Source organism: Thermostichus sp. OS-CIW-30 (assembly GCF_054060215.1).
Genome location: NZ_JBSSCZ010000034.1, coordinates 1 through 23227, shown reverse-complemented (window position 1 = coordinate 23227; position 23227 = coordinate 1). Strand labels below are relative to the sequence as shown.

At 60.3% G+C, this 23227-nt stretch carries 22 protein-coding genes and 1 pseudogene; 12 read left to right on the top strand and 11 right to left on the bottom strand.

Annotated features, from left to right (window positions below; translation table 11 throughout):
• Positions 1-3: 3 nt before the first annotated feature.
• Together ACVWZF_RS13035 and ACVWZF_RS13030 are read right to left on the bottom strand one after the other, a co-directional pair.
• Entirely contained in the window at positions 4-1419 is a 1416-nt protein-coding gene (locus ACVWZF_RS13035; RefSeq protein ID WP_457411624.1) for an ABC transporter substrate-binding protein, read from the bottom strand.
• Between the two features lie 141 nt (positions 1420-1560).
• On the bottom strand, positions 1561-1776 hold the full coding sequence (locus ACVWZF_RS13030; RefSeq protein ID WP_011430147.1) for a hypothetical protein: 216 nt from the start codon (positions 1774-1776) through the stop codon (positions 1561-1563).
• Positions 1777-1804: 28 nt separating this feature from the next.
• On the opposite strand from ACVWZF_RS13030, the gene ACVWZF_RS13025 reads away from it, so the two are divergent.
• A complete protein-coding gene (locus tag ACVWZF_RS13025; protein ID WP_457411623.1) occupies positions 1805-2653 on the top strand; it encodes a class I SAM-dependent methyltransferase in 849 nt (282 codons plus the stop codon).
• Positions 2654-2661: 8 nt separating this feature from the next.
• Here ACVWZF_RS13025 and ACVWZF_RS13020 read toward each other — a convergent pair whose 3' ends face one another.
• Positions 2662-3450, bottom strand: a complete 789-nt coding sequence (locus ACVWZF_RS13020) for an amino acid ABC transporter ATP-binding protein (protein WP_011432567.1) — start codon at positions 3448-3450, stop codon at positions 2662-2664.
• Positions 3451-3713: 263 nt separating this feature from the next.
• Here ACVWZF_RS13020 and ACVWZF_RS13015 point away from each other — a divergent pair, with 263 nt between their 5' ends.
• The 9 genes from ACVWZF_RS13015 to ACVWZF_RS12975 all read left to right on the top strand — a co-directional run bounded on the left by ACVWZF_RS13015 (position 3714) and on the right by ACVWZF_RS12975 (position 13945).
• The gene (locus ACVWZF_RS13015; RefSeq protein ID WP_011430144.1) at positions 3714-4751 is read left to right on the top strand and encodes an amino acid ABC transporter substrate-binding protein; all 1038 of its coding nucleotides are present in this window, start codon (positions 3714-3716) and stop codon (positions 4749-4751) included.
• Between the two features lie 98 nt (positions 4752-4849).
• Complete coding sequence (locus ACVWZF_RS13010; RefSeq protein ID WP_457411621.1) at positions 4850-6022, top strand: amino acid ABC transporter permease; 1173 nt, start codon at positions 4850-4852, stop codon at positions 6020-6022.
• A gap of 3 nt (positions 6023-6025) precedes the next feature.
• Positions 6026-7231, top strand: coding sequence for an amino acid ABC transporter permease (locus tag ACVWZF_RS13005; RefSeq protein ID WP_457411620.1), 1206 nt, complete (start codon positions 6026-6028; stop codon positions 7229-7231).
• A 158-nt stretch (positions 7232-7389) separates the two neighbouring features.
• Positions 7390-8172, top strand: coding sequence for a twin-arginine translocase subunit TatC (tatC, locus tag ACVWZF_RS13000; protein WP_457411618.1), 783 nt, complete (start codon positions 7390-7392; stop codon positions 8170-8172).
• A complete protein-coding gene (locus ACVWZF_RS12995; protein ID WP_414349906.1) occupies positions 8162-8776 on the top strand; it encodes a nucleotidyltransferase family protein in 615 nt (204 codons plus the stop codon). The genes tatC and ACVWZF_RS12995 overlap by 11 nt, the downstream gene beginning before the upstream one ends.
• Positions 8763-10211 carry an NAD(P)/FAD-dependent oxidoreductase gene (locus tag ACVWZF_RS12990; protein WP_457411617.1) on the top strand — a complete coding sequence of 483 codons (1449 nt, stop codon included), beginning with the start codon at positions 8763-8765 and terminating at the stop codon, positions 10209-10211. The genes ACVWZF_RS12995 and ACVWZF_RS12990 overlap by 14 nt, the downstream gene beginning before the upstream one ends.
• Before the next feature lie 85 nt (positions 10212-10296).
• On the top strand, positions 10297-11184 hold the full coding sequence (locus ACVWZF_RS12985) for an LmeA family phospholipid-binding protein (protein WP_457411616.1): 888 nt from the start codon (positions 10297-10299) through the stop codon (positions 11182-11184).
• 253 nt (positions 11185-11437) lie between these two features.
• Positions 11438-12949, top strand: a complete 1512-nt coding sequence (locus ACVWZF_RS12980; protein ID WP_457411615.1) for a hypothetical protein — start codon at positions 11438-11440, stop codon at positions 12947-12949.
• Positions 12950-13027: 78 nt separating this feature from the next.
• On the top strand, positions 13028-13945 hold the full coding sequence (locus ACVWZF_RS12975; RefSeq protein WP_457411613.1) for a methylenetetrahydrofolate reductase: 918 nt from the start codon (positions 13028-13030) through the stop codon (positions 13943-13945).
• Here ACVWZF_RS12975 and dapB read toward each other — a convergent pair.
• The 6 genes from dapB to rpsL form a co-directional block, all read right to left on the bottom strand.
• On the bottom strand, positions 13942-14802 hold the full coding sequence (dapB, locus tag ACVWZF_RS12970) for a 4-hydroxy-tetrahydrodipicolinate reductase (RefSeq protein ID WP_457411629.1): 861 nt from the start codon (positions 14800-14802) through the stop codon (positions 13942-13944). The genes ACVWZF_RS12975 and dapB overlap by 4 nt on opposite strands.
• 121 nt (positions 14803-14923) lie before the next feature.
• On the bottom strand, positions 14924-15241 hold the full coding sequence (rpsJ, locus tag ACVWZF_RS12965) for a 30S ribosomal protein S10 (protein ID WP_414328725.1): 318 nt from the start codon (positions 15239-15241) through the stop codon (positions 14924-14926).
• 124 nt (positions 15242-15365) lie between these two features.
• Positions 15366-16595 carry an elongation factor Tu gene (gene tuf / locus ACVWZF_RS12960; protein ID WP_011432556.1) on the bottom strand — a complete coding sequence of 410 codons (1230 nt, stop codon included), beginning with the start codon at positions 16593-16595 and terminating at the stop codon, positions 15366-15368.
• A gap of 31 nt (positions 16596-16626) precedes the next feature.
• Positions 16627-18750: an elongation factor G gene (gene fusA, locus ACVWZF_RS12955; protein WP_011432555.1), complete on the bottom strand. Its 2124-nt coding sequence runs from the start codon at positions 18748-18750 to the stop codon at positions 16627-16629.
• A gap of 152 nt (positions 18751-18902) precedes the next feature.
• Positions 18903-19373 (bottom strand): 30S ribosomal protein S7, encoded by a 471-nt coding sequence (gene rpsG, locus ACVWZF_RS12950; protein ID WP_011432554.1) that lies wholly within the window; start codon positions 19371-19373, stop codon positions 18903-18905.
• An 83-nt stretch (positions 19374-19456) separates the two neighbouring features.
• Complete coding sequence (gene rpsL / locus ACVWZF_RS12945; protein WP_011432553.1) at positions 19457-19864, bottom strand: 30S ribosomal protein S12; 408 nt, start codon at positions 19862-19864, stop codon at positions 19457-19459.
• A gap of 209 nt (positions 19865-20073) precedes the next feature.
• Between rpsL and ACVWZF_RS12940 the strand changes: the two genes are divergently transcribed.
• Positions 20074-20778, top strand: coding sequence for a ComF family protein (locus tag ACVWZF_RS12940; RefSeq protein WP_457411611.1), 705 nt, complete (start codon positions 20074-20076; stop codon positions 20776-20778).
• On the opposite strand, the gene ACVWZF_RS12935 is transcribed toward ACVWZF_RS12940, so the two are convergent.
• Both ACVWZF_RS12935 and ACVWZF_RS12930 read right to left on the bottom strand, forming a co-directional pair.
• Entirely contained in the window at positions 20756-21781 is a 1026-nt protein-coding gene (locus tag ACVWZF_RS12935; protein WP_457411610.1) for an HD-GYP domain-containing protein, read from the bottom strand. The genes ACVWZF_RS12940 and ACVWZF_RS12935 overlap by 23 nt on opposite strands.
• A 193-nt stretch (positions 21782-21974) precedes the next feature.
• Positions 21975-22913 carry a prohibitin family protein gene (locus tag ACVWZF_RS12930; protein ID WP_457411609.1) on the bottom strand — a complete coding sequence of 313 codons (939 nt, stop codon included), beginning with the start codon at positions 22911-22913 and terminating at the stop codon, positions 21975-21977.
• 168 nt (positions 22914-23081) lie between these two features.
• Between ACVWZF_RS12930 and ACVWZF_RS12925 the strand changes: the two are divergent.
• Positions 23082-23227 (top strand): annotated as a pseudogene (locus tag ACVWZF_RS12925) (IS5-like element ISSoc13 family transposase); the annotation flags it as partial.

Genomic DNA, 23227 nt, shown 5'->3' with positions numbered 1-23227 from the left:
TCCCTAGGGGAGAGGCACAAAATCGTAGCCGGTACCGGAGCGGTTGCCGGGCTCAACCCGCACCAGCACATGGGGAGCATTGCGGTCGCCGGAGGGCAAGAAGCGCACTTCTCCGGAAGCGCCGTCCGGCAAGCGGAAGTTCGGGTCGCCCAGGGCGGCGAGAACAGCGCTGCGGCTGGTGGCTCCTTGGCTGAAAGCTTGCAAGAAAACCCGGGTGGCATCATAAGCCAGAGCAGTGCGCCAGCTCACCTGCCCTCCCCAGAGCTGGGCTGCCTTCTGGGCAAACTCGCGGTTGCGCGGCACCTGGGGATGCCAGGGCACCGCCACCACCAAGCCCTCTACCGCTGCTCCCCCTTCTTGCAATGTGGTGAGGCTGAAGAGCACATCGCCGCCCAGAAGAGCAAGGGGCTTACCAGCTACAGCGTTCTCGCGGGCTACGGCCAGGGCTTTTTCGGCTACGGAAGCCGTGGGAGCTAAAAAAGCTACCTGGGCTCCTTGGCTGACGGCCCTTTGCAGGCTGGCCTGGGGGTTGAAGTCCGACGCCGATAAGTCGAACTCCGCCAGCACGATGCCCCCTTCGCTGGTCAGGGTGGAGGCAAAGGCGTCCCGCAGGCTGGTACTGTAAGCGCTGTTGGGGTTGTAGAAGATGGCCACCCTTTGCAGCCGCAACGTGCTGAGAGCATAACGGGCCAGTTGTGTGCCGGCCACTTGATCCGAGGGCACGGTGCGAAAAATGGCATCCCCCAGCATGCTGATGCGAGTGCTGGTGGAGGTGGAGGAGATCATCGCCAAGCCGGCAGGCTGATAAACCTCGGCTGCAGCCAGGGTGGCATCGCTGGTGTTATGGCCAATCACCCCCAAGATCTCAGGCTGCGCCACCAGGGCTTTGGCCACCGCTGCTGCTCGCTCAGGGTTATCGCCATCGTCGGCAATCACTACCCGCAGCAGCCGTCCTCCGATTCCCCCCTGTTGGAAAAGCTCCTCCTGAGCTTGCGCCACCCCGCGCAGGGTCTCTTTGGCGCGGTTGGGGTTGCTGGAGATGGGCACCACCACCGCCAGGCTCAAGGGACTGCCCTGCTGCTGGGCACGGGCATTGTTCAAGAAAATGCGAGCTTCCGGGTCGTTGCGGTTGCTTTGCAGCCCCATCTCCAACACCGGGATGGCTGCGCTGAGGTTACCTTGGCGCAACAGCTCTGCAGCGGCAACGGCAGCGGGACTGCTATCGGCAAACAAGGTGCGCTCGCCGCTGGTCAGGAGCAGATCTTGTGCTCCACCCCCCAACCCTGGCAGCGATACTGGCGGTAGAGAAATGCCTTCCGGCCAGCGAACATAGCCCGCCTGCCAAGCGCGATGACCGCCCCAGAGTAGCAATAGCCCCAAGGCAATGTAGACAATGGGTGGTGGAGACTTGGCAACCATATATCTCATGTTATAGAGAGAGAAAACGCTAGCTTTTGGCCAGCAAAGACACTGCTTGTATCCTCAGGAATCCTCAAAAGTCATCTTTCCAAGGATCTCTAAGGATCTCCGACTATGCATCAGCATGAGTGCGGGAGTATGTCACGGATCGGGACGGTAGGAAGGGCTGTTGCGGTATTGGCGCTCTAGCTGCTCCACAATGGAAATGGGAACGGATGAGGTCTCGGAGGGCTCTTCTGGCGAGGTGCCAATCTGCGTCTCGGTCTCCACATTGAACTGCCGAGATGTTGCCCAAACCACTGCTGCAATCAGCAAAAGGACGATAGCGGCACCGTAAAGAAAGGCGACGATGGCCATTGGGTCAATGGTTTAGCTTTCCCCTTCCATGATAAAGGCTGTCGAGAATTACCCACTTCAGGATCCCTTAGAGCAAGCCCTATGGGACTGGCACCGAGGAGAGGCCAAGGGATCCCTGCTCTTGCATGCCTACGGCCTGGAGGGGATCCCGTTGGCGGAAGAGCCCCAGGTGGTCTCCCCAGAGGTGTTCTTCACCCAGGAGCTGCCGGAGGTGGAAGCCTTGGCCTTGGAACTCTGCCGCGGTCGGGTGCTGGACATCGGCGCCGGCACGGGCCGCCACAGCCTGCTGCTGCAGGAGGAAGGATTGGCCGTGGCCGCTTTGGATCGCTCCCCTGTGGCTTTGCAGATTATGGCAGAGCGGGGGGTGCGCTGCCGCATTGCCGCCGATCTTTTCCACTGGGCGGGGCCAGGAGAGCCCTTCGATACCCTACTCCTGCTGATGAACGGCGTCGGCTTGGCGGGATCCTTGTCGGGCTTGGAGCGTTTTTTGCGCCTGGCTCGCCACTGGGTTCAGCCCACTGGCCAGTTGCTCCTGGATTCCACCGATTTGAGCGATGCCAGCGACCTCGCAGATCTGCGGAATCTGCCGGCAGAAGAGGGAGGGCGTTTAGAAAACTTGGAAGATCCCTCTGGCAAGCTGGCCGCTCCTGCCCACCTCGAAGCAGGTGGCTCAGAAGATTGGCAGGAAGGGAGCGAGGCAAAAGCCAAGGTAGTGAACTTTGTAGCCGAGTACAACGGCCAGCGGGGGGATCCCTTTCCCTGGCTATTTGTAGATCCGGAAACCCTGCTGCAGTGTGCCCACGCCAACGGCTGGCAGGGGCAGATTGTCTATCAAGAGCTGGAGGGGGCTTTTCTGGCACGCCTCACCCCCTTCTGAAGGACTCGCTAGTGGGAAAGGATCTGGGATAAAAACAGGCGGGAGCGCTCTTCTTTCGGATTGCTGAAAAACTCTTGGGGGGTGTTTTCCTCCACGATCTTGCCGCGGTCGAAGAAGATAATCCGATCCGCCACCTCGCGGGCAAAGCCCATCTCGTGGGTTACACACACCATGGTCATCCCCGAGCGGGCCAACTCCCGCATCACGTCCAGCACCTCCTTGATCATCTCTGGATCCAAGGCCGAGGTGGGCTCATCGAAGAGCATCACCGCCGGATTCATGGCCAAGGCGCGGGCAATTGCCACCCGCTGCTGCTGCCCCCCCGAAAGCTGCCCCGGGTATTTTTCTGCTTGCTCGGCGATCCCCACCCGGCTCAGCAGTTCCATGGCCCGCTCTATCGCCTCGCTTTTTTTCATCTTTTTCACGTGGATTGGGCCAAGGGTTACATTTTGCAAAACCGTGAGATGGGGAAACAGGTTGAACTGTTGAAAAACCATGCCCACCTCGCGGCGAATGGCATCGATGTTGCGCAGGTCGCTGGTTAGCTCAATGCCATCTACCACAATGCGCCCTCTCTGGTGTTCTTCTAAGCGGTTCAACGTGCGAATAAACGTTGACTTGCCCGAACCTGAAGGCCCACAGACCACCACCACCTCTCCGCGGCGGATGCGGGTGGTAATGCCCTTGAGGACGTGGAAATCGCCGTACCATTTGTGAACATCTTCGCATTGGATAATGTCAGCGCTGGCTGCACTTTGCGGAGAGAGTGAAGACCTTATGTGCGGGGATCCTTGCATGGGTGGGTGACTCCCTAAGTTTCACCAAAGCAGGCATGGGTACCATGGCAGAACTGGCCGAGCCACAACCGTAGCCTCTGCAACATTTCCATACGCCCTGACATGTAAGGCTTTGAGAAAATCGTAGGCGCCTATGGCAAACCATTCTATGGGGTGTGGGGTGTGGCAGGAGTGTAACCCAATGGCACGGTATCTCGGTTGAAGTGCCGTGTATGAACGACTGTTGACGACGAAGATCTTGAGGATTGACATGGGGTAATTTTATGAACTGGATAAAGCATTTGAACGGATTGGCTCCCTTGGCCGGGGCACTGGCGTTGTCTATGGGCCTGCAGTCCCTTCCCGCTTGGGCGCAGCTGGGGCCGCTCACCGACCGCATCAAGGCTCGGGGCGAGTTGATCTGTGGGGTAAACAACCAACTGCCCGGATTCGGCAACCTGGATGACCAAGGCAAGTATGTGGGTTTTGATATCGACATCTGCCGGGCGGTAGCTGCCGCTCTCTTTGGCGATCCCGACAAGGTTCGATACGTCTACCTGACGGCGGCCAATCGCCAGTCTGCGATTCAGTCGGGCGAGGTCGATATGATTAGCCGCAACACCACCTGGACCCTCACCCGGGATCGCGAGTGGGCGGTGACCTTCGGCCCCACCACCTACTACGACGGCCAAGGATTTATGGTGCGGAAGTCGCTGGGGGTGGAAAAGCTGGAAGACCTGAACGGGGCCACCATCTGTGTGATTGCCGGCACCACCACCGAGCTGAACTTGGCGGATACCTTCCGCGCCCGTGGCATTGCCTTTACGCCAGTAACCTTCGACGGCGATGATTCCTCTTTCAACGCCTACGAAGAGGGCCGTTGCGATGCCATCACCAGCGACCAAAGCGCCCTCATCTCCCGCCGGGCCAGCTTGGCTTCTCCCGACGACCACGTGATCTTGCCGGAGGTGATCTCCAAAGAGCCCTTGGGGCCGCTGGTTCCCCACGGAGATGAGAGTTTCTCCGACATTATGAACTGGACGGTCTACGCCCTCTTCTATGCAGAAGAAAAGGGGATCACCAGCGCCAATGTGGACGAGTTCCTCAAGTCCGAGGATCCCGACATTCGCCGCTTCTTGGGCCAGGAAGGCAACCTGGGAGAGCTGCTGGGCCTGAAGCCGGATTGGGTGGTCAATGTCATCAAGGCGGTGGGCAACTACGGCGAGATCTTCAACCGCCACCTGACCCCCTTGGGCGTGCCGCGGGGCTTGAACCAGCCCTACACCAAAGGCGGGATCCAGTACGCGCCGCCTTTCCGCTGATCGGCTGATTCGGAATCCGGGCCTAGGGATCCCGGTTGGTCAGTACCGGCCAGGGATCCCCTATTCTCTGCTGTGCTCTGAATTTTTGCTTGCCCCGCATGACTTCTCTGTCCGACCAGTCCCACCTTCGCCCCCCCTGGTGGCGGAATGAGCGCATCCTAAAAGTTCTGCTGCAGGTGGCCTTTGTCGTGGCCGTGCTGCTGGTGTTCGGGATCCTCGCCCAAAATCTCCTCGCCAGCATGCGTCGCCTGGGCATCAGTTTGGGCTTTCGCTTTTTGGGCAACTCTGCCAACTTTGGGATCACCGAGGGGCTGATCCCCTACGACCCTTCCGAGAGCTACCTGAAGGCTCTGGCGGTGGGAGCGGTGAACACCCTCTGGCTGTCGGCAGTCAGCATTGTGTTGGCGACGGCGATGGGCTTTGTCCTGGGGATGGCTCGCCTCTCCAGCAACTGGCTGGCCCGCCAATTGGCTACCGTCATCACCGAGATCTTTCGCAATGTCCCGGTGCTGCTGATCGTGATCTTCTGGTACCAGGGGGTGATCCTCACTCTGCCGGGGGTGCGCAACAGTCTCTCCATCGGCGGGCTTGTCTTTATCAACCAGCGGGGAGTGAAGCTGCCCGGGTTGGATCCCAGCGGCTGGCTGGTTCCCGCGCTGGCCATTGTAATCGCGGCTGGGTGGGGGATCCGCAAGCTGCTCCTGGCCCGTCGCCCCGAGCTGGGATCCCGGCAGCGGAACCTGTGGGTGGCTGCGGGGGTGGCGCTGCTGGCGGTGGCCTGCTGGGTGCTCTTCCCAGAGCCGCCGGTGCGGCTGGATGTCCCGGTACTGGAGCGCTTTAACTTCCGGGGTGGGATCCAGCTTTCGGCGGAGTTTACCGCCATGATGCTGGGCTTGGTGACCTACACCGGCTGCTACATTGCCGAAGTGGTGCGGGGATCCTTTTTGGCGGTGCCGCGGGGGCAGTGGGAGGCGGCCCGGGCCGTCGGCCTGTCGGAGCTGGAAACCTTTCGCTTGGTGATTGTGCCCCAGGCCCTGCGGATCATGATCCCCTCGTTGAACACTCAGTATCTCACCTTGATTAAAAACTCCAGCTTGGCCATTGCCGTTGGCTTCTCCGATCTGTTCAACATCAGCAGCACCATCATCAACCAGTCGGGACGTTCGGTGGAGATGTTCGCCATCCTCATGGCCACCTACCTGACCTTTAACCTGGTGGTTTCCTACGGCATGAACTGGCTCAATGCCCGCGTCAAATTGGTGGAGCGCTAACCCATGCCCAGCAGTCTCTCCTCTCCCCTTGTAGAAGAACAGGTACTCCCCCCCAGGGAGAAACAAAGTCCTCTGGCTTGGGTGCGCCGCAACCTGTTCGACTCCTGGCTGAGCACCTTGCTCACCTTGGTCTCTGCCTTGGTGTTGGCCTGGGCAATTTCCCTGTTCTGGAACTGGGCGTTCACCCAAGCCCGCTGGGAAGTGATCCCGGCCAACCTGAAAATCTTTGCCAGCGGCACCTACCCCAGCAGCCAACTGTGGCGGGTGTGGGCGGTGTTGGGAATTGTGCTGGCCACCTTGGGGGTAGCGGGGGGGGCTTGGGGCGGTGTGCTGCTGCACTACCTCATTCTCTTGGGAGCTGCTATGGGCTTGGCCGCTTTCCTGCCTTTGGGAACCCAGTCGCAGGGGTGGCTGGCGGTTTGCTCTGGAGCGACTTTTGCCGCTATTGCCCTCAGTCGCGGACGGGAATCCTGGCGGCTGGCTTCCATCTGGGTTTGGGCCCTGATCTTGCCCCTCTGTCTGCAGCTGCTGCTGGGCGACCTGGGCCCCCCTTGGCCGGCAGTGCGGGCTGAGCAACTGTCTGGACTGCTGCTGACCTTGATCTTGGCGGCAGCCGCCATGATCATCGGCTTCCCCATTGGGGTGTTGCTGGCGTTGGGCCGGGCCAATCGGGCGTTGCCGGTAATCCGGATCTTCTGCACGCTGGTGATCGAGCTGGTGCGGGGGGTGCCTCTGACCACCATTCTGTTTGCCGCCTGGCTGTTGGTGCCCTTCTTTCTGGGGGGGATCAGCGTCAACCTGATCATCAGGGCGGAGGTGGCCTTCATCTTGTTTACAGCCGTGTACGTGGCCGAGGACGTGCGGGGCGGCCTGCAGTCAATCCCGCTGGGCCAGCTGGAGGCGGCACGGGCGCTGGGCTTGAACCCCTTTCAAGTGACCGCTTTGGTGATTTTGCCCCAGGCACTGCGGGCAGCTGTTCCGGCGCTGGTGAACGAGTTCCTCACCCTCTTCAAAGACACGTCGCTGGTGTTCATTGTCGGCCTCATCGACCTGCTGCAGGCGGGGCGCGTGGTGTTCACCAACCCCAACTGGCTAGGCACCCAGCGGGAAGTGCTGTTTTTTATCGGCCTAATCTACTTCATCTGCTGTTTTGCCATGGCCTATGCCGCCCAGCAGGTGGAAAAGGCGCTGGGCTTGGGCAAGCGCTAGAAATTGCAGCCACTCCCCTTCCCCGTCCCCTCTGCTCAGACCCCAAGACCCCCTTAACAGGCCAGGGCTACATCCCCCTATAGCGGCTCGACAAGTGCTTTTCCCTGGAGAGGGGGCAGCGCTAAGATAGCGGGGAACGTCTCGTTACACCTTGGCCCATGACCCTTGCCTCTGAGACCGAGTCCCCGGAGCAAGCCGCGGCGGCCCCTGAGCCTGGTCGGGTGCGGGATCCGGAGTTTCCCTACGAGGTCGAGATGACCTTGATGGAGCACTTGGAAGAGCTGCGCAGCCGCCTGTTGGCCAGCGTGATCGCGGTGGTGATCTGCATCATCGCCTGCTTTGCCGTGGTGAACCGCATTGTCGCCCTGCTGGAGGTGCCCGCTCGGGGGGTTACCTTTTTGCAACTGGCGCCGGGGGAGTATTTTTTCGTTTCTGTGAAGGTGGCGGCCTACTCGGGGCTATTGCTGGCCACACCCTTTTTGCTCTACCAAATTGCCCGCTTCGTCTTGCCGGGGCTGAGCGTGAAGGAGCGCAAGCTGCTGGGGCCGGTGGTGCTGGGATCCAGCCTTCTCTTTGTGGCCGGCTTGGTCTTTGCCTACTATCTCCTCATTCCGGCGGCGCTTAACTTTTTCATCCGCTACGGCGAAGGGGTGGTGGATCAGGCTTGGTCCATCGACCGCTACTTTGAGTTTGTGCTGCTGCTGCTGTTCAGCACCGGCCTGGCCTTTCAGGTGCCGATTTTGCAGGCGCTGCTGGGAGGATTGGGTCTGGTGACTGCCGAGCAGATGTTCAAGGGCTGGCGCTATGTGGTTCTGGGCGCGGTGGTGGCGGGGGCCATTCTCACCCCTTCGACGGATCCCCTCACCCAGAGCCTTTTGGCCGGGGCTGTGACGTTTCTATATTTGTTTGGCATTCTGCTGGTGAAGCTCCTTGGCAAATGAGCCGAAGCTGCATGCGCTGATCTTGGCGGCTGGGTTTTCCACGCGGATGGGAGAGCCGAAAGCCTTTCTGCCCTGGAAAGACGGGCAAACCCTGCTCTCTTACCAGATTTTTCAGTGGCGACAGGCGGGGTTTCAACCCTGGGTGGTGCTGGGATCCCAGCATTTGGCGGCAGCCCAACCCCACTTGGCAGGGGCAGAGGTGCTGGTCAATCCGGCTCCTGAGCTGGGCAAGACCCACTCCATTCGGGTAGGGGTGGAAGGGATCCCTGCCGATTTTCAGGTGCTGGCCATTTCGGCGGTGGATCAGCCCCGCCCGGCGTGGATCTACCACAGCTTGCTGGAGTACCATCTGCGCCACCGCGCTTGGGTTACTGTGCCGGTGCATCGAGGACGACGGGGGCACCCTACCCTGATCGACAGGCGCTTGCGGGAAAAGCTGTTGGATCTCCGAGAAGAAACCCTGGGCCTGCGCCGGTTGTTGCAGGATCTGGGCAGGCGGGTACAGGAGGTGGAGCTCTACACTCCTGAGATCTTCCTGGACTGCAATACCCCTGCCGATATGGAGGCCGCTGCTGCCGGTTGCGACAGCGTTGCCCAGGAGTGAGGGGATCCCCTTCAGCACTTGTCCTGCGACCGGTCGCCTCAGCGGTACCGAGCACTTCGGCGTTGCCCAGCAAGATGTTCTTCCCATTGCTCGTATGAGAAAGGGCCTTTATCCTGCCAGCACCTACGATCCTGCCTGCCCGGTCGGCAGCTACTGGGACAGCACGATAGCAGATCCCGGCTGGCGGCATCCGGCACCTTTGCAGGAGCAGGTGAGCGCTGAGGTGGTCATTGTGGGGGGAGGATTGACGGGGCTATCGACGGCTCTGCACCTGGCCCGCGACCACGGCATCCATGCTTGTCTGCTGGAGGCGGGATCCCTGGGTTGGGGGGCCTCGGGACGCAACGGTGGCTTTTGCGGGGTGGGGTCGAGCCACCTCACCCACACCCAGATGGTGCGGCGGGTGGGCCTGGCAGAGACAGAGCGCTACTACCGGGATCAATGGCAGGCAGTGGAAACCGTTCAGGAGCTGGCGGCCAGCGAGGGCTTCTCCCTAGAGGCTCAGGGACAGGGCTGCTATGCAGTGGCCCATCGTCCACAGGCATGGTCGGAGTTAGAGGCCGAGTACCAGATCTGTACTCAGGTGGCGGGCTACCCGGCCCAGCTCCTCAACCCCAAAGAGCTGCGGGAACGCGGCTTCAACAGCCAAGAGAACCACGGCGCTTTGCACATCGGGGTGGGGTTTGGCCTCAACCCCCTCAAGCTCACCCAAGGACTGGCCCAAGTGGCCCACCGGTGGGGGGCAAAACTGTACAGCGGCAGTCCGGTCACGGCCTGGGAAAAGGTGGGATCCCAACACATCTGTCACACGCCGGGAGGAACGGTGCGCGCTCGGCACTTGGTCATTGCCACCAATGGCTACACCCCAGAGGCCCTGTATCCCCAACTGGCGGGATCCCTGTTGCCGGCACTGTCCAACATCCTGGTCACCCGACCTCTAACGCCTCAGGAGCAGAAAGCGCAGGGGTGGTGGGATCCGACGCCGCTCTACGACATGCGGCGGCTGCTGTTCTATTACCGTCTGCTGCCGGATGGGCGCCTGCTGTTTGGGGGACGGGGTGGCACCCGCGATACCCCGACGGAGCGACAGCAGTTGCGCACTTGGATGACCCGACAGCTCTATCGTCTTTTCCCTGCTTGGGAAGGGGTGGAGATCGAGTACGCCTGGAATGGACTGGTCTGCCTTTCTCGGCAGTTTCACCCCCATATTGGCCCTTCGCCGGCGGATCCCAGCCTGTGGTACGGCTTGGCCTATCACGGCAGCGGTGTGGCCACAGCAGTGTGGGCGGGCAAAATGCTGGCCCAGGAGATTGCCGGGATCCCTTCTCAGATGAGCGCTCTGTTTCGCCAGCCGCCCCGCGCTTTCCCTTTGCCCTGGCTACGGCTTCACTATCTGCGGCTGGGGTATCTCTGGTGGCAGTTGACGGATGGATAGCCTCTCCAAGTGTGCGGGGGATCCCTCTGTTCGGCGGAGAAGTCCTGCCCTAGTCTGGTCGTAGTTGGGTGGAAACCATCGCTTGTTGTTGCTCCCGAGGTATCCAGTGCTGCTCACGTCTTGCCATCGGCCTGCTCCAGATCCGTCTCCTCTCGAAGCCCAATCGGCAGCCTGTCGCCGCCAACGGCTCTCGCAAGCGGGGCAGCGGCTAGGGTTTGCATTGCTGCTCAGCCTACCCACCATGTTTTGGCCTTGGCCCGGATTTGCCCAAATTGCCGGATCCCTTCTCAGCCCTTTGGTGGCGGCTTGGATCCGTTCTGAGGTGCAGAGGGTCGATAACCTGCAAGTGCAAATTGTCGGCTCTGACGCCCAGATTTTGAATGGGCAGATCCCTCAGGCCCAGGTGTCGGGAGACAACCTCAGCTATCAAGGCTTTCAGGTCAGCCATCTGCGGCTGCGGGGCCAGGATATTCGCCTCAACGTGGGCGAAGCCATCCAGGGACGGAGCCCGCTGCGGCTATTGGCCCCTGTGCCGGTGCAGGTGAGTTTACGCCTCACCGAGGAAGACCTGAACCGCACCCTTCAGGCTCCCCTCATCCAAGCCCAACTGGCCCAGGCCCAGGTGCAGTTGCCCGTTGGGGGCCAAGTGGTGCCTTTTCTTATCCGCCAGCCTCAGGTCACGCTGGAACAGGGTCGGCTGCGCATCCAGGCTAACCTGACCACTCCGGAAGGGGTGGAAGCGCCGGTGACGGTGCTGACCGGCCTAGAAGCCCAAGGCCCCAACCGGTTGCGGCTGGTCAATCCCCTCTGGGTGAGCGAAGGCCAAGAGATCCCCATCCCCGGCCTGGCCGATTTCCCCATTCAGTTGGATCCCGGCGTGCACATCGACCGCTTGGAGTTGCAGCCCGGCCAAATCCTCTACGAGGGGATGTTGGTCATCTACCCGGAAGCGGCGGCAGTGCCACAGGGGTAGGCTGGCGTTTCATGGCTTGCATTTGGTCCGGACAGTGCCGGCTCCGCTGCGGCCAAGGGTGTGATCGGGATCAGACCTGGGGAGCCGGCCTTTGGGGGAAGATCCCTCTAGCGGTGAGCGGGAAAACCCTCTGCGGGCCAAAAGCGGTGGCGTGGGAGTGGTGTATTGAGGTGAAGCCATGATCCAGGGCTCCCAGAGGCAGCCATCCAACTGCAAACTCAAACCCTTAATCTGCTGGGCGCTGCCCCTGATCTTGTCGGTCGTTTTTTTGGGGGGCTGTGCTGGCGACCCAGTTTCCACGGTGCCTCTGGACGGCACGGCTGCCGGCACCCGCACGGCCACTCCTGAGGGCCGAACCTTCTCCGATATCTCGCCCGGTCGGGAGCCCCGTCTGAAGCATCTTTGGGCCAGCTTTGTCATCAGCCCCCAGCAATTGCAATCTGCCCGCGAGGCTTCTGTCTCTCTCCATCCGCAGGCCATTTTTCCCTGCACCGACTGCGAAAGCCTGCCGGGATCCCCGCCCCCCACTGCTTCCCCCGCTCCAGGCACCTACCGATCTGACCAGCTCACCTTCTCCTTCCGGGTTGAGCCCAATGAGACGTCCACCCGCCTCAGGGGTAGCTTTCACCTGGATACCACCACGCCTCTGATCCACCCCGGCGCAGGGGTGCGCTTGGTAATCCAACGGGCTTTCTGGGGGGAAGACCCGCTGGAACCGCTGCCACCTCCCCAGGACTTTCACCCTCAGCAGATCATCCGAGGCCAGTTCCAGGAGCGCAGTTGGATCCTCCCTTTCTCCCTGCCGCATCCCCCTGCCGGTGAGGTCTTGCCGCCGCTGCGGCTGGAGGTTGTCCTTACCTCGCCGATCCCACCTGACTCTGCCCCCTTTCAACGGGGTAGGCCGCTGCCGCCGCCTCCGGGCCGGCTATATCACGGGGCTGCTTGGCCGGGCATTCCCACTTGGGATCAACTCCTCGCCTATCGCCAGGCCATCGGTCAACCCCCCGCCTGGGCAGCCGTGGATCACCTCTGGGATCCCCGCCAGGACTTTCCACAGCAGTTGGCCAGTCGCCTGCGGGAAAGCGGCTCAGTCCCCTACCTGCGCCTGCGGCTAGATCCAGCCCAACTTTCCGCCTTGGCCAATGGGGATCACGATGAGACCTTGCGCTCTTGGGCCCGCGGGATCCAGCGCTTTGCCACCCCCATCATCCTGGCCGTCGTTGTTGGCGACGGGGATCCCGAACGCGCTCGCGGTAGCGGTGGGGAGCCCTTTGGTGGGACGGAGTCCTCCCTGCAACAACGGGCCTACCAACACCTGATGCAAACCCTGCGCTCTGTTCGCGTTAGCGGGACGGAGTCCTCGGCCAATTTGCTCTGGGTGGTGGAGCTGGACGGAGAAGATGCCAAGGCCGTGTCCACCTGGGCTCGGTTCCCTGAGATGGACTGGCTGAGCCTACAGGTAACGGGGGATCCCGCCGCTTTTGAACCGCTGTACCGCCGCCTTGAGGCCCTCAACCCGGAAGTGCCTGTGGTGATCCGCGGGCCAGCCCTGGGCTCGGAAGCCTCTCAACCTCTGCTGGCAGCCCTAGAGGCCCAACGCTGGCCTCAGGTGATCGGCTGGAGCTGGGCCTTGAGCGGGGACGGGATCCCTCCTGCAGCAGCACAGGATTGGCGGCAGCATCTGCAACAGGGGGATCCCCAGATATGGCTGGGGGAAATGCGGGTGCAGCCCCCGCCCAGCCCACTTCCCTCGCCCAAGCTCTGAGAAAGGACGACCTGTCTGGAAAAACCTCCTGGAAAAGTCGATAATAGGCCAGCCCGTTTTACCCTTTCTGCCGAAATTGTGGCCCTGATCCCCTCATCACCTCCCCTGTCCCGCTTCGCCCAGGCCATCCAGCGGGGGGAATTTCTGCTCACCGCCGAGATCACCCCCCCCAAGGGATCCGACACCAGCACCCTGCTGTCTTTGGCCCAGCAGCTCAAGGGGCGGGTGCATGCCATCAACATCACGGACTCCAACCGAGCCATGGCCCGCATGAGCCCGTTGGCGGCCTCGGTGCTGTTGCATCAGGCAGGCGTTGAACCGATCCTGCAGTTGGCCTGTCGAGATCGCAACCGTCTGGCCCTGCAAGGGGATCTGTTGGGGGCCTCAGCCCTTGGCCTGCGCAATGTGTTGGCCCTCACCGGGGATCCCATCCACATCGGCGATTGCCCCGATGCCCGCCCCGTATTCGATCTGGAGTCGGTGCGCTTGCTGCAGCTTATCCAACGGCTGAACAATGGCCTCGATTGCAATGGCAAACCTCTCCCGGATGGGGGCACGCATCTGTTGCCGGGGGCAGCAGTAGAACCCCAATCGGGCAGCTTTTCCGGCCTGGAGCGGCGCTTCCACCGCAAGCTGGAAAACGGAGCCCAATTTTTCCAAAGCCAGATGGTCACCGACTTCGAGCAGCTGGAGCGCTTCATGGATAAGTTGGGCCGTCCCGCCGGCAAGCCCATCCTGGCTGGCATCTTTTTGCTCAAGTCGGCCAAAAATGCCGAGTTTATCAACCGCAACCTGCCAGGAGTGAAGATCCCAGACGGGATTATCCAGCGGCTGGCCAACGCCGCCCACCCCCTCGAAGAAGGGATCCGCATTGCCGCCGAACAGGTGCGGCAGGCCCGCCAAATCTGCCACGGGGTGCATCTGATGGCCGTCAAAGCCGAGCACCTCATCCCCCGCATCCTGGATGAGGCCGGGATCCCTCCCCTGACCCACTAGCTCAAGACCTGCTCCAGCCCGTAGACCAAACCTTGAAGCTGCAGCACCTTGCGGATCCCCAGGATCACTCCCGGCATAAAAGCTATCCGATCCGTGGTGTCGTGTCTCAACGTGAGGGTTTGCCCCATCCCACCAAAGATGACCTCCTGGTGGGCGATCAACCCCGGCAGACGAACGCTGTGAATGGGAATGTTGGGGCCAGAGAGCCCTCCCCGCGCACCGGGGATCAGCTCTTTTTCTTCCACTGAGGACTCCGTCCCGCTGTCGCGAACGGGCGGGTTAAAGGTTTTGCCCAATTGTCCCAGCCGTTGTGCCGTCTGTAGAGCCGTGCCGCTGGGGGCATCCGCTTTGCGGTTGTGGTGCAGCTCGATGATCTCAACGTGGTCAAAATACTGCGCCGCCTGCAGGGCCATCTGCTGCAGCAAAATCATGCCGATGGCGAAATTGGGCGCGATCAAACAGCCCACACCGGACTTATCCGCCAGATCCCGCAGCCGCTCCACCTGCTCCGGCGTCAGGCCCGTCGTCCCCACCACCGGACGCACGCCAAAGGCAATGGCCGAGCGAACATGTTCAAAGGCCGACCGAGGATGGGTAAAGTCCACCATTACGCCGCAGCTGCTGCGCTGCGACAACCTCAGCAACTGCCCCGGCAGGTCGTCGGTAATCTCCACCCCCAGGGATCCCAGGCCCAGCACCTCGCCAATGTCCAAGCCCAATTGCGAGCGGGCCACCGCCCCCACCAACCTCATGTCGGGCGTCTGGGCAACGGCTCGCACCACCTCCCGCCCCATTTTGCCCAAGGCCCCCACCACCAAAACCGGGATGGGGGATTGGGCTGCTCCTGGAGTTGCCAACCCCTGAGAGGGGTCTGCACCACTATCGCGATCGACTGGATCAACCGATGTTGTCACCCGCTGCTGCCCTCATCCAAGCTCTACGAAATGACTGCGAAAGCGGGGGATCCCTGCAGATCCATCACAGCTTCACCTCGATATCTACCCCTGCCGGCAGATCCAGCTTCATGAGAGCATCGATGGTTTTGGAAGAGGGGGAATAGATGTCGATAATGCGCCGGTGGGTGCGGGTTTCAAAATGTTCCCGCGAGTCCTTGTCGGTGTGGGGGGAGCGCAGCACACAGTAGATGCGGCGCCGAGTAGGCAAAGGAATCGGGCCAACCGGCACGGCGTCGGTACGACGAGCCGTATCCACGATTTTGTCGCAGGAAGTATCCAGCAGCCGATGATCGTAAGCCTTCAGGCGGATACGAATTTTCTGTTGAGTCAAGGTAGGCATGGCCGGAGAGCAATCCAGAAAAAGGGGGACTCAAAAAAGCTGGCAGGGAAAGTGCTCCGCGCCACTATCGCAACTGAGTTGGTCTGGGGCCGTCGGCACTCAATCCCTGCCAGGAAAAAGCAGCTTACTTCAGGATCTTGGAGACAACACCCGCTCCGACAGTACGGCCACCCTCGCGGATAGCAAAGCGCATCCCCTGCTCAATGGCGATGGGCTGGATCAGCTCCACCGTCATCTTAACGCGGTCACCAGGCATCACCATCTCTGGCTGGGATCCGTCATCAGCCGTGAAGGAAGAGATGGTGCCGGTTACATCGGTGGTGCGCACGTAGAATTGGGGACGATAGCCGGCGAAGAACGGCGTGTGGCGACCTCCTTCTTCTTTCTTGAGGACATACACCTCAGACTCGAAGTTGGTGTGGGGAGTAATGGTCTTGGGCTTGGCCAGCACCATGCCGCGCTCCACTTCGTTCTTCTGAATGCCGCGCAACAGCACACCAACGTTGTCGCCGGCGATCCCCTCATCGAGGGTTTTTTGGAACATTTCCAGGCCAGTAACAGTGGTGGAGCGAGTTTCCCGCAGGCCCACCAATTCCACCGTTTCGCCCACTTTGATGCGGCCCCGCTCGATCCGGCCCGTGGCCACCGTGCCCCGACCAGTAATCGAGAAGACATCCTCCACAGCCATCAGGAAGGGCTTGTCCACATCCCGCTCCGGCGTGGGAATGTAGGAGTCCACCGCATCCATCAGCTCATAAATTTTGTCCACCCAAGGATCTTCGCCCCGCTGGGTTTTGGGGTTGGCGGTCATTCTTTCTAGGGCTTTCAGCGCCGATCCTCTGATGATGGGAACGTCGTCGCCGGGGAAGTCGTATTTGGAGAGAAGCTCCCGCACTTCCAGCTCCACCAACTCCAGCAGCTCTGGATCGTCCACCATGTCTGCCTTGTTCAGAAAGACCACCAAGCTGGGCACCCCTACCTGACGGGCCAACAGGATGTGCTCCCGTGTTTGGGGCATGGGACCATCAGCTGCAGACACCACCAAGATGGCCCCATCCATCTGAGCCGCGCCTGTGATCATGTTCTTCACGTAGTCGGCGTGGCCGGGACAATCCACGTGGGCGTAGTGACGGTTGGCAGTCTGATACTCGACGTGGGCGGTGTTGATGGTAATGCCGCGAGCTTTTTCCTCTGGCGCTGCGTCGATCTCATCGTACCTTTTGGCTGTGGCCTGACCCAAAGCAGCCAAGGTGGTGGTGATGGCAGCCGTCAGGGTGGTCTTGCCGTGGTCAACATGGCCGATGGTGCCAACGTTGACATGGGGTTTGGTGCGTTCAAACTTAGCGCGTGCCATGGATCATCACTTCCTTTTTGGTTTCAGTCAGCTACTCATTTCCTTTGTTTTTGGCAATGATGGCTTCGGCGATACTGCGAGGAACTTCCTCGTAGTGGCTGAACTCCATCGTGAAGGTGCCTCGACCCTGGGTCTTGGAGCGAATGTCGGTGGCATAGCCAAACATCTCCGCCAAGGGAACTTTGGCATTGACTTTGGTAATGCCGCCTTCTGTATTCATCCCCTCCATCTGGCCGCGGCGGGCGTTGATGTCCCCGATGACATCCCCCACAAAGGCTTCAGGGACTTCCACCTCGACCTTCATCATCGGCTCCAGCAGGGTAGGGCTTGCCCTGCGAGCGGCCTCCTTCAGAGCCATCGAACCGGCGATCTTGAAGGCCATTTCGCTGGAGTCCACCTCGTGGTAGGAGCCATCCACCAGGGTGGCGCGGATGTCGATCAAGGGATAGCCCGCCAGCACACCGGATTCGCAGGCTTCTCGGATCCCTTGCTCAGCCGGCCCAATGTATTCCTTGGGCACGACGCCACCCACAATTTTGGAAACAAACTCAAACCCTGTACCCGGCTCCGCCGGCTCTAGGTCGATCACCACATGGCCGTACTGGCCACGGCCACCGCTCTGGCGAACAAACTTGCCTTCCACGCGGCTGACCGGCTTGCGAATGGTTTCGCGGTAGGCCACCTGTGGGTTGCCAACATTGGCTTCTACGTTGAACTCCCGCAGCATCCGATCCACCAAGATCTCCAGGTGCAGCTCGCCCATCCCAGAGATGATGGTTTGATTGGTCTCGGGATCCACAGACACGCGGAAGGTGGGATCCTCCTTGGCCAGGGCCTGCAGGGCCTTGGAGAGCTTATCGATATCGGCTTTGGTTTTGGGTTCTACCGCTACTGAGATCACCGGCTCTGGGATAAACAGAGACTCCAGGATCACCGGCGCATTTTCGTCGCAGAGGGTGTCTCCGGTGGTGGTGTCCTTGAGGCCCACCACAGCTCCCAGATCTCCTGCCCGCAGCTCATCCACGTCCAAGCGTTCATCGGCCTTCAGCACCACCAACCGCGAAATTCGCTCCTTCTTGTTCTTGGTGGAGTTGAGCACATAAGTACCTTTGGTCAACACCCCCGAGTAGACGCGAATAAAGGTGAGATCCCCGTACTTATCACTCATCAACTTGAAGGCCAGGGCGGAGAAGGGCTCATCGTCGCTGGCACGGCGGGACACTTCTGAGCCATCTGGCAGCACCCCCTTGATGGCCGGAATATCCACAGGCGAGGGCAGGTAATCCACCACCGCATCCAGCAGCATCTGGACTCCCTTGTTCTTGAAGGCAGAGCCACACAGCATGGGCACAATTTGGCCGCTGATCGTGCCTTTGCGCAGACCCGCCATCAAGTCGGCTTCGCTCAGATCTTCTTCGGCGAAGTACTTTTCCATCAGAGCTTCGTCCGTCTCGGCCACTGCTTCCACCAGCTTGGCCCGATACTCTGCCACGAGATCTTTCATCTCCTCAGGGATGGGGGCTGGACGAATGTCTTTGCCGATCTCATCCATATAAATGCGGGCTTGCATCCGCACCAAGTCAACAATGCCGCAAAACCCGTCTTCGGCACCGATGGGCAGTTGGATGGGCACAGCATTGGCCTTGAGGCGCTCCCGGATCTGGTTGTAAACCTTGAGGAAATTGGCCCCCATGCGATCCATTTTGTTGACGAAGGCAATGCGGGGCACATTGTAACGATTGGCTTGCCGCCAGACGGTCTCAGACTGAGGCTGCACGCCGCCCACCGAGTCAAAGACGGCGATCACCCCATCCAGCACCCGCATGGAGCGCTCAACTTCAATGGTGAAATCGACGTGCCCAGGAGTATCGATGATGTTGATGGTGTACTCCGGTGCGCCGGAGAGGGGCTGGGAAGGATTTGCGGGATCCCGCTTAGTCCAACGGGTGGTGATGGCCGCAGCGGTGATGGTGATGCCCCGCTCCCGCTCCTGGGCCATCCAATCGGTGACCGCAGTTCCGTCGTGAACTTCGCCAATTTTGTGCACCAGACCGGAGTAGAAGAGAATCCGCTCTGTGGTCGTGGTCTTGCCAGCATCGATGTGAGCCGCGATGCCGATGTTTCGGACTCGTTCTAGGGGAACTGTGCGTGCCACGTCAACCTCCCAATCCTCGTCGCCCTGCGACTTGGGCAAACTAAAAAATCCTTTACAATTCTAATCTTTTTTGCCGATTTTTCTCCACCTCGCTGGAACTCGGGCTGGGCAGAACAGGGATCCCAAAAGTCTCCACTGCTCCGCAGGCTAATTCAGTAGCGGTAGTGGGCAAAGGCTTTGTTGGCCTCGGCCATGCGATGCACCTCTTCCCGCCGTCGAATGGCGCTGCCGGTTTCGTTGGCTGCATCGATCAGCTCATTGGCCAACTTGGCGGCCATGGTGCGACCTGGACGAGTGCGCGAAAAGGTCACCAACCAGCGCAGCGCTAGGGAAGTGCCCCGCTCTCCTCTCACCTCCACAGGCACCTGATAAGTGGCTCCGCCCACCCGGCGGGCTTTCACCTCCACCAGTGGGGTGGCGTTGCGAACAGCATTTTCCAGCAAGGGCAGTGGGTCTTGGCCGGTGCGCTCCCGCACAATGTCCAGAGCTTCATAGAGGATCCTGGCAGCCAGGGATGCCTTACCCCTCATCATCAACTTGCGGATCAGCATGGTAACCAGACGGCTCCCATACTTGGGATCCGGGGGCACATCACGACGAGGGGCACGGTTGCGGCGAGACATAGGAGCTGGGTTGCTTGTTCAGATGGGGATGGCAGAAAGAAAGATGACGAGTGGGATATGGAGGGTTGAGGGTGAGGGCAAAGCTATTTTTTCTTGCCAGCGGCGGCTGGAGCTTGGCCCGGCTTGGGCCGTTTCGCCCCGTATTTGGAGCGGCCTTGTTTGCGGTCTTTGACCCCTGCAGCGTCGAGGGTACCCCGGATAATGTGGTAACGCACGCCGGGCAAATCCTTAACCCGCCCACCGCGAATCATGACCACAGAGTGCTCCTGCAGGTTGTGGCCGATGCCGGGAATGTAAGCGGTGACCTCAAAGCCGGAAGTGAGGCGAACGCGAGCCACTTTTCTCAGGGCCGAGTTGGGCTTTTTGGGCGTTGTCGTGTACACTCGGGTGCAAACCCCCCGCCGCTGTGGACAAGCCTTCAGGGCAGGAGACTTGGTCTTGCGAGCGGCAACGCTGCGCTCCTCACGGATCAGTTGCTGAATGGTGGGCATGGGCTGGCAGAGAAGGTCACGACTTAAATTTTAAATTATCCGGTTGAATTATCCGGCGATATTGAATCCTAGCAAGGCGGGATCCCAGCGTCAACTTGGGGATGGACTGCTGGGCTGTTAGCCTGGCCGAGTCTGAATTTCGGCCTCGTTCCCCCCTTGCCTCAGCTTTTTAGGAGACTCTGCACACCAGAAAGGATCCCTAGCAGACGATGGGCTGGTTAGATTGGTGGATTGTGCCTCCATGTCCGCTTTGCCGGCGCCCTGCCAAGGCCGTGTTCTGTCAAGACTGTCAAAGGCGGTTGCAGGCGGAGCGCCTTGCCACTTGGCCAGTCACCACCTCGCCTTGGCCACTTTACGCCTGGGGGATCCACCGGGGGGCGCTGCGCAGGGCCATCTACTGCCTGAAGTACGAAGGACAACGGCGCATTGGCTCGGTTTTGGGAGAATGGCTGGGATCCCGCTGGGTGGAAAGCCGACAGCCGTCTTCAGGCTCCCGTAGGGCCTATGGCTTGGACTATACGGTGGTGCCCATCCCTCTGCATGCAGAGCGGCTGCGGCAACGGGGCTACAACCAAGCCGCCTTGATCAGCCAAGCCTTTTGCCAGCGGACAGGTCTGAGACATTGGCCTGAGGCTCTGGTGCGGGTGCGGGCCACAGCGGCTCAACATGAGCTCAACCCGCTGCAACGACAGCACAACTTGGCCGGGGCCTTTGCCCTGAAACAAGTTCCGGCCACACCGGTGTTGCTGGTGGATGACATCTACACCACCGGCTCTACTGTGCAAGCCGCCCAGCAGGTATTGGCCGCTGCCGGGATCCCGGTGGCCGGAGTAGTTGTCGTCGCCCAAACCCCAAAAGCTGCCTGTCCAGCCTGGCCCGGAACCCTAGCCCCTATCCCGCCTCCAGCAGATTAAAGGCCGTAACAAACATAAAGTCACAAAACTCGCGCACCAAGTTCGGATCCCGCCAGCCCTTGCGGGTTTCCTCCCGCAGCACTTCCAGGGCCTGTTCGGCAGTCAAGGCGGGTTTGTAGGGGCGAGGGGAGATCAGAGCGTCGAAGATGTCGATCACCTGAAAGACGCGGGCCAACAGGGGAATCTCTTCGCCTGCCAGCCCATCCGGGTAGCCGCTGCCATCCCAACGCTCGTGGTGGTGGCGGATGATCGGCAGCACATCCTGCATGGTGCGCAAGCCCCGACAAATGTCTTCGCCGATCAACACATGGGATTTCATGATCTCCCATTCTTCCGGGGTATGCTTGCCCTGCTTGCACAAAATCGCATCCGGGATCCCGACTTTGCCGATGTCGTGCAGGTAGCCGCCCCAGCGCAGGGCCTTGATCTGTTGACGAGACAGCCCCAAGTAACGGCCAAACTGTTCCCCCATGGCCACCAAGCGTTCGCAATGGTCACCCGTGGTGGGATCCCGACTTTCCACGGCGCGGGCAATGGCAAACAACACCTTGGCGGCGTGATCCAGATCTTCGTTCAAACGCTTTTGGTGGATGGATGAGCGTACCCGCGCCAGCAGCTCCACGTGATCGAAGGGCTTGGTCAAAATGTCGTCGGCCCCCACCTGCATCCCCATCAGGCGATTGGAGCGGTCGGTCAGGGCAGTGATCAGCACAACGGGGATCAGGCGGGTCAGCTCATTGGCCTTCAGTTGCCGGCAGACATCGAACCCGCTCATGTTCGGCATCAGCACATCCAGCAGCACCAAGTCTGGCCGGAGTCGCTCCACGGCTTCTAAAGCCTCTTCGCCGTTGGTGGCCTCGCTCACGCGGAAGTGGGCCGACCGCAACAGCTCACCGATGTAGAGGCGGCTGCTGGCCTGATCGTCCACCACCAAAACATGATCCGCATCCGCCAGCTTCGGGTTTAGGCGGGGAAAGGGGGTGTGGATCAGGTGGGAGTTCATGGTGGTAAAACCTAGCCTTGCATCGAGTACGAGCTTTCCCCCTGAGTTGGATTCGGCGCAACTCTACGAGGGATCCCAGCCCAGACCCCTGGCGGTAGGATGTCAACGAACTCGAATGACATCCCTTCGCCTTCACATCTGGACACACTTTATACTCAGACTTTTAAGTCTGTACTCCGCAACTTTGCTGAACCTACTGCGCTCTTTGTAAGGCTGCCTGATGGGGATCCACATTGAGAAACACGGTGGCATCTCCCTCGACGCGGATGATGCGCAAAGGGGGCAACGAGCCCGTCGGGTTTTGGATGCGCTCTTGCAGCTTCTCGTAGAACAGCAGATCCGCCAGTTGCGCGTTCTGCGCTGCCGCTTGTCCTTTCAGCTCAATGGCCCGCTGGTTGGCCGCCGCCAAGATCAGCAGCCGCTCGGTCTCTTTTTCCTGGATCTGCGCCCGCACTGCCGCCGTTTGTGCTGTAATCGAGGCCACCTGTTTGCGTTCAATCGAGTCTCTTAAGGCTTGTGGGAAATCGGGGTTGCCCAGAAACAGGCCCTCCACCTGCACCAGAGGCAGGGTTTGGCCATCGCGGTTGACAGTAGGCATCTCTTGGCGAATCAAGTCCAGCGCTCGTTGTTCGATGGCAGCCCGCTGGCTTTTCCGGTAAAAGTCTTCCGAATTGAAAGAGGCGGAGATATCCCGGATTTTGGAGCGCACCACCGGCACCACCACCGTGGAAAGATAGTTCTCGCCGATGCTGGCGTGCAGCTCATCCAAAGTGGCGAGGTTGGGCTTGAGGGCAATGGCCACATCGATGGCAAAGGCTTGTCCATCGGCGGTGTTCACGGTGATGGCGTTGCTGATGGCATTGGCCGAGGCGGGGTTGTTGGTAAACTCCCAAACGCGGGTGAGCACGGTGTAGGTGATCGGCGTTTCGATCCCCGGGATCCGGAAGATGACCCCCGGCAATTCTACCCGCCCCTTCTGCAGCCTGGAAAAGGTATTGAACACTACAGTGGCATGTCCGGGCAAAGTGACGTACAGGCAAGAGCGGAACATCCCCAGAGCTGCCAAGAGGGCGATCCCTCCCGCGGTCAGCCAACCGGCTCTGCTGTGGGGTGCTTCTCCTGTTGGATACATGGCGGCTGCTCCCGTTTTAGGGTCGGTGAGAAGAGCTGAGGAAATTGGGGACAGGCTAAAAGGATTGATTTCCTGTTGAGTTATTTGGTGATCAAAGTTTCCAGACGGGATCCTAGGTCGTGTTGATCTTATGTTAGGATAGAGAGAATAGTTTATAGAGGAAAGAGGATGAAGTTGGTTTTTTTAGATGAAAACAAATGGCAGAAGATATTGGCTTTCTTACAGACAGAAGAGAGAGTTAACATTGGGAAAGAAGCAAACTGCAAACAGTTTATTGAAGCAGTTCTTTGGATAGCCCGTTCCGGTGCTCCTTG

Coding starts and splice junctions, on each gene's coding strand:
- ACVWZF_RS13030 (WP_011430147.1), bottom strand. CDS start 1,776: ATGGCCATCGTCGCCTTTCTTTACGGTGCCGCTATCGTCCTTTTGCTG.
- ACVWZF_RS13010 (WP_457411621.1), top strand. CDS start 4,850: ATGACTTCTCTGTCCGACCAGTCCCACCTTCGCCCCCCCTGGTGGCGG.
- ACVWZF_RS13025 (WP_457411623.1), top strand. CDS start 1,805: ATGATAAAGGCTGTCGAGAATTACCCACTTCAGGATCCCTTAGAGCAA.
- ACVWZF_RS13020 (WP_011432567.1), bottom strand. CDS start 3,450: ATGCAAGGATCCCCGCACATAAGGTCTTCACTCTCTCCGCAAAGTGCA.
- tuf (WP_011432556.1), bottom strand. CDS start 16,595: ATGGCACGCGCTAAGTTTGAACGCACCAAACCCCATGTCAACGTTGGC.
- ACVWZF_RS12935 (WP_457411610.1), bottom strand. CDS start 21,781: ATGAACTCCCACCTGATCCACACCCCCTTTCCCCGCCTAAACCCGAAG.
- rpsG (WP_011432554.1), bottom strand. CDS start 19,373: ATGTCTCGCCGCAACCGTGCCCCTCGTCGTGATGTGCCCCCGGATCCC.
- rpsL (WP_011432553.1), bottom strand. CDS start 19,864: ATGCCCACCATTCAGCAACTGATCCGTGAGGAGCGCAGCGTTGCCGCT.
- ACVWZF_RS12930 (WP_457411609.1), bottom strand. CDS start 22,913: ATGTATCCAACAGGAGAAGCACCCCACAGCAGAGCCGGTTGGCTGACC.
- ACVWZF_RS13015 (WP_011430144.1), top strand. CDS start 3,714: ATGAACTGGATAAAGCATTTGAACGGATTGGCTCCCTTGGCCGGGGCA.
- ACVWZF_RS13035 (WP_457411624.1), bottom strand. CDS start 1,419: ATGGTTGCCAAGTCTCCACCACCCATTGTCTACATTGCCTTGGGGCTA.
- ACVWZF_RS12940 (WP_457411611.1), top strand. CDS start 20,074: ATGGGCTGGTTAGATTGGTGGATTGTGCCTCCATGTCCGCTTTGCCGG.
- tatC (WP_457411618.1), top strand. CDS start 7,390: ATGACCCTTGCCTCTGAGACCGAGTCCCCGGAGCAAGCCGCGGCGGCC.
- rpsJ (WP_414328725.1), bottom strand. CDS start 15,241: ATGCCTACCTTGACTCAACAGAAAATTCGTATCCGCCTGAAGGCTTAC.
- ACVWZF_RS13005 (WP_457411620.1), top strand. CDS start 6,026: ATGCCCAGCAGTCTCTCCTCTCCCCTTGTAGAAGAACAGGTACTCCCC.